General features: G+C 70.1%; 4 protein-coding genes. 3 read left to right on the top strand and 1 reads right to left on the bottom strand.

All coding sequences use genetic code 11. The features are described from left to right. The coding region (locus tag VFN12_RS08095) for a multicopper oxidase domain-containing protein (protein WP_325118131.1) at positions 1–966 on the top strand (966 nt) is incomplete at its 5' end. A gap of 139 nt (positions 967–1,105) precedes the next feature. Next, positions 1,106–2,380: an isochorismate synthase gene (locus tag VFN12_RS08090; RefSeq protein WP_325118130.1), complete on the top strand. Its 1,275-nt coding sequence runs from the start codon at positions 1,106–1,108 to the stop codon at positions 2,378–2,380. 124 nt (positions 2,381–2,504) lie between these two features. Here VFN12_RS08090 and VFN12_RS08085 read toward each other — a convergent pair whose 3' ends face one another. Then, positions 2,505–3,437, bottom strand: a complete 933-nt coding sequence (locus VFN12_RS08085) for a type IV toxin-antitoxin system AbiEi family antitoxin domain-containing protein (protein WP_325118129.1) — start codon at positions 3,435–3,437, stop codon at positions 2,505–2,507. A 219-nt stretch (positions 3,438–3,656) separates the two neighbouring features. Here VFN12_RS08085 and VFN12_RS08080 point away from each other — a divergent pair. Continuing rightward, on the top strand, positions 3,657–5,045 hold a 1,389-nt coding region (locus VFN12_RS08080), incomplete at its 3' end, for an NAD(P)/FAD-dependent oxidoreductase (RefSeq protein ID WP_325118128.1).

The following is a 5,045-nucleotide window of genomic DNA, read 5'->3' as shown; positions in this document are numbered from 1 at the left end:
ACCGACAGCAACCAGGTGACCGGCCAGCCGTTCACCGACGACGAGAACGTCTTCGTGCAGAACGGCCCGACCCGGATCGGCGACACCTACCGCAAGGCCCTGTACCGCGCCTACACGGACGCGACCTTCCGGACCCGAGTGCCCGCCGAGCCCAACCTGGGCCTGCTCGGGCCCGTGATCCGGGCCGAGGTCGGCGACACGATCAAGGTGGTCTTCAGGAACAACACCTCGATCCCGGCCTCCATGCACCCGCACGGGGTCTTCTACACGAAGAGCTCCGAGGGCGCGCCGTACGCCGACGGCACCAACGGAGCGGCGAAGGCCGACGACGCCGTCCCGCCCGGCGGCACCGTCACCTACACCTGGGAGGTCCCCGAGCGCGCCGGACCCGGCCCGATGGACGGGAGCTCGGTGTTGTGGATGTACCACTCGCACACCGACGAGATCGCTGACACCAACGCCGGCCTGGTCGGCCCGATGGTGATCACCCGGAAGGGCTCGGCGAAGCCCGACGGCAGCCCGCTCGACGTCGACAAGGAGGTCTTCTCGTACTTCTCGGTCATGAACGAGAACGAGAGCCAGTACCTCGACCAGAACCTCGCCGAGCTGGCCCAGCCGCCCCACGAGGTGGACCCGGCCGACGAGGAGGCCTTCGAGGAGAGCAACCTGATGCACGCCATCAACGGCTTCGTCTACGGCAACGGCCCCACCGTCACGGTCAAGAAGGGTGACCGGGTGCGGTGGTACGTCTTCTCGCTGGGCACCGAGGTCGACCTGCACACTCCGCACTGGCACGGCAACACCGCCACCGTGATGGGGATGCGGACCGACATGGCCGAGCTCCTGCCCGGCAGCATGATGGTCGCCGACCTGCTGCCTGACAACGTCGGGACCTGGCTGTTCCACTGCCACGTCAACGACCACATCGCCGCCGGCATGACCGGCAGGTTCAAGGTCATCAACTAGCCCGCGGCAGGGCGAGGCGCCCGTCCCGACCACCGGACGACCGGTGCCGGGGCGGGCGTTCTCGGGTTCGCGACCCGTCGCGGCCCTGAGGCACGGTGCCCGGCCGTGTGGCCTCGGTCACCGGTCTAGGCTGCAGGTCATGTCGAACGTCGGGGACACGGTCCCGCCGCCGTCCCTCGTCGTCCGTACCGTCCGCCTCGAACCGGAGGCAGCGGCCGACCTGCTCGACCTGCTCCCCGACGAACGCCCGGTCACCTGGTTGCGCCGCGGAGAGGGCCTGGTCGGCTGGGGCGCGGCCGCGGAGATCCGCACCACCGGCGCCACCCGCTTCGCAGATGCCGACAAGTGGTGGTCCGAGGTGGCCGACGCGTCCGTCGTCCAGGACGAGCTCAGCGAGCCCGGCACCGGTCTGATCGCCTTCGGGTCCTTCGCGTTCGCGGACGAGCCCGGCGACTCGGTGCTGGTCGCGCCCGAGGTGGTCATCGGGCGTCGCGGTGACGTCGTCTGGCTGACCACCATCGGCCCTCGCGACATCGACCTGCCCGACCCGGCCCGGCTCGTCGGCCGTGCGGACGAGGTGACCCCGCCGGTCGACGTACGGTTCGGCGACGGCGCGCTCAACGGCGAGCAGTGGATGTCGGTGATCAGCGACGCCGTCCGCCGGATCTCCTCGGGCGCGCTCGAGAAGGTCGTGCTGGCACGCGACCTGGTGGCGACCGCGGATGCGCCCATCGACGTGCGCTGGCCGTTGCGCCGCCTCGCCGAGGACTACCCCATGTGCTGGACGTTCCACGTCGACGGGATCTTCGGCGCCACCCCCGAGATGCTGGTCCGCCGCGAGCGCGGCCTGGTCACCTCGCGCGTGCTGGCCGGGACCATCCGCCGGACCGGGCACGACGAGCGCGACCTCGCCCTGGCCGCCGCCCTCGCGCGGTCGTCGAAGGACCTCGAGGAGCACGAGTACGCCGTCCGCTCGGTCGCCGACGCACTCGACCCGCACTGCTCGTCGATGAACGTCCCCGAGGCGCCGTTCGTGCTGCACCTTCCCAACGTCATGCACCTCGCCACCGACGTCGCCGGCGTCGTCCACGACGCCGCCACCGTGTCGTCCCTGCGGCTGGCCGAGTCGCTCCACCCGTCGGCGGCAGTCGGCGGGACCCCCACTCCGGAGGCCACCGCACTCATCGACGAGCTCGAGGGGATGGACCGCGGCCGGTACGCCGGACCGGTCGGCTGGATGGACGCCGCCGGGGACGGCGAGTGGGGCCTGGCCCTGCGCTCCGCACACCTGTCGGGTTCCACCGTGCGGCTCTACGCCGGCTGCGGGATCGTGGCGGACTCCGACCCGGAGGCCGAGCTGGCCGAGGCCCAGGCGAAGTTCGTCCCCGTGCGTGACGCCCTCTCCTCGGGCTGAGGGGGGCCTGGCGCCCGGGCGTCGGTTTCCCCGGTGGGCCGGGGAAACCTGCACATCTCGGCCAGTGCAACGGCTGAGAAGTGCATGGATCGGCTGAGGAGTGGCGCTGGTGGTGCTCGTGAGGTCAGCTCAGCATGGCGCGGATGCGCGCCGCCGTACGCTCGGGGAAGAACAGGTCGGCCCACGTGATCCGGATGCACCGCCATCCGGTGAGCTCACGGATCCGGTCCTCGCGGCGCTTCTCCCGGAGTACGGCGTCCGCGACGGTCTCACCCTCCCGCAGATGCTTGACGTACTTCTCCTTGCCGTCGAACTCGAGCCACACCCCCCGTTCGGGCCACGCGAAGTCGAGGCGGGCCACCTCGGTGTGCCGCTCGTCGGTGACGATGAACTGCGGCTCCGGAGCCGGTAGGCCCTGGCTCCAGCAGAGAAAGAACGTGCGGGTCTCCCCGACCGACTCCATCCGCGGATCCGCGAGCCGAAGGACAAGATCGGTGTTCAGCGTGAACGGGTGCCGGTCCATGGTGGCGTAGCGCGCTCGCACCGCATCGAGGGTCGTGTGCCCGTGATGCAGCAGATGGTTGACCACGACGAGCGACTGCTCGGTGCCGGCGATCGTGGTGATGTCGATGGCCGTCCGGGTGGCGCTGGTGACCTCGACGCCGCGGCGCCGTTCCACGTCGCCCGGGAGCAGCAGGCCCTGGTGCTGACACACCCCGCTCTCCTTGCGTCCAGAGCGCTGGTCACGACGGGTCACATGGACGACGTCGAGCGCGAGTCCCCACGCGGGTGCGTCGTACTCCGGGAGTGCGGAGACGTGGCTGAGCACCATCGCTGCCCTTGCCTGCCGCAGCACAGCCCTCGCCAGCAGGGCGTGCTGCGCGACGCTGCCCAGGTCGTTCCAGGCACCTGCTTCCACGTAGGCGCCATGGCGGACCCGGTGCCACTCCCCCGACTTCACCCGCTTGCCGATGTCGCGGTCGGTGTAGCCGGCTGCAAGGGCCTCCCGCCTGAGGAAGACGCTGGTCATGGTCGGCTGAGGCATCAAGTCGGTCATGTGTGTGTATTGCCCGAGCGGACCATGGCTTCATTCATCCAATCCGGCCCCTGTGGACAACCGGGCGCCTCCCGGATCGCACCGTCGTACTCCCCTGCCGATCCATGCACTTCTCGGGCGTTGCAACGGCAGGGAAGGGTCGGTTTCCCCGGCGGGCCGGGGAAACCGACGGACGCCAGCCCCTTGCCAGCCAGCACTATTGACTGATATTCAATAACAATGACCTACCAGGCAGTGATCGTCGGCGCCGGCTTCGGGGGAATGGGCGCGGCGATCCAGCTCAAGCGGATGGGGATCGACGACTTCGTCATCCTCGAGCGCGAGGACGATCTCGGCGGCACGTGGCACGTCAACCGCTACCCCGGGCTGGCCGTCGACATCGCCAGCGTGACCTACTCCTACTCCTTCGAGCCCAACCCCTGGTGGCGGCACTGGTACGCCCGCGGACCCGAGCTGAAGAAGTACGCCGCCCACGTCGCGGACAAGTACGACCTGCGCCGTCACATGCGATTCGACACCCTCGTCGACGGAGCCCGGTGGGACGAGGCCGACCAGGTGTGGGAGGTGTCGGTGGCCGGCGGCGAACCGGTGCGGGCGTCGTACCTCATCACCGCGACCGGCTTCCTGTCCCAGCCGCGGGTGCCCGACATCGAGGGCGTCGAGGACTTCGCCGGCACCGTCGTCCACACGGCGAAGTGGGATGACGCCGCGGACCTCGACGGCAAGCGGGTCGCGGTGATCGGCACGGGTGCCACCTCGGTCCAGCTCGTGCCCGAGCTCGCGAAGCGGGCCGGCCACCTGACGGTCTTCCAGCGCACCCCGATCTTCGTGACCCCCAAGCTGGACTTCGAGATCCCCGGCGCCGTCCGCCGGCTCTTCGCCCGGGTGCCGGCCACCCAGCGTCTGGCCCGGAGGGTCAACACCGCGCTGCTCGAGGCGCTGATGGTCTTCGCGGTCCTGCGCTACCGGCGGATGAGCTTCCTCAACCGCGGCGCGGCGCTGGCCGCCCGGCGACACCTCCGCAAGCAGGTCCCGGACCCCGAGCTGCGGCGCAAGCTCACGCCGGACTACTCGTTCGGCTGCAAGCGGCCGACCTTCTCCAACGACTACTACCCGGCCTTCACCCGCCCGAACGTCACCCTCGAGACCACACCCATCGAGCGGATCACCCCGACCGGGATCGTCACCGCCGACGGGCGGGAGACCGGGATCGACGCGCTCGTGCTGGCCACGGGCTACGACATGTGGCAGCAGAACTTCCCCGCCATCCCGGTCATCGGCCGGAACGGCAAGGACCTCGGCCGCTGGTGGCGGGACACGCGGTTCCAGGCCTACGAGGGGATCGCCGCTCCCGGCTTCCCCAACTTCCTCTCGCTCGCGTCGCCGTACTCCTACTCCGGCCTCTCCTACTTCACGACGATCGAGGCGCAGATGAAGCACATGGGCCGGCTCCTCGGAGAGGTACGTCGCCGCGGCGCCGCCACGTTCGAGGTGCGCGAGCCGGCCAACGACGAGTTCCTGGGCCGGGTCACCGAGCTGCTCGAGGACTCGGTGTTCAACCTCGGCTCCTGCGCGACCGCCCGCAGCTACTACTTCAACCAGCACGGG

The organism is Nocardioides sp. (genome assembly GCF_035703625.1).
Taxonomy (GTDB): domain Bacteria; phylum Actinomycetota; class Actinomycetes; order Propionibacteriales; family Nocardioidaceae; genus Nocardioides.
This window is presented reverse-complemented; position numbering and strand designations above follow the sequence as displayed.

Bases quoted from the DNA above. Each gene is read 5' to 3' on its own strand.
- VFN12_RS08090 (WP_325118130.1), top strand. From the start codon at position 1,106: ATGTCGAACGTCGGGGACACGGTCCCGCCGCCGTCCCTCGTCGTCCGT.
- VFN12_RS08085 (WP_325118129.1), bottom strand. From the start codon at position 3,437: ATGACCGACTTGATGCCTCAGCCGACCATGACCAGCGTCTTCCTCAGG.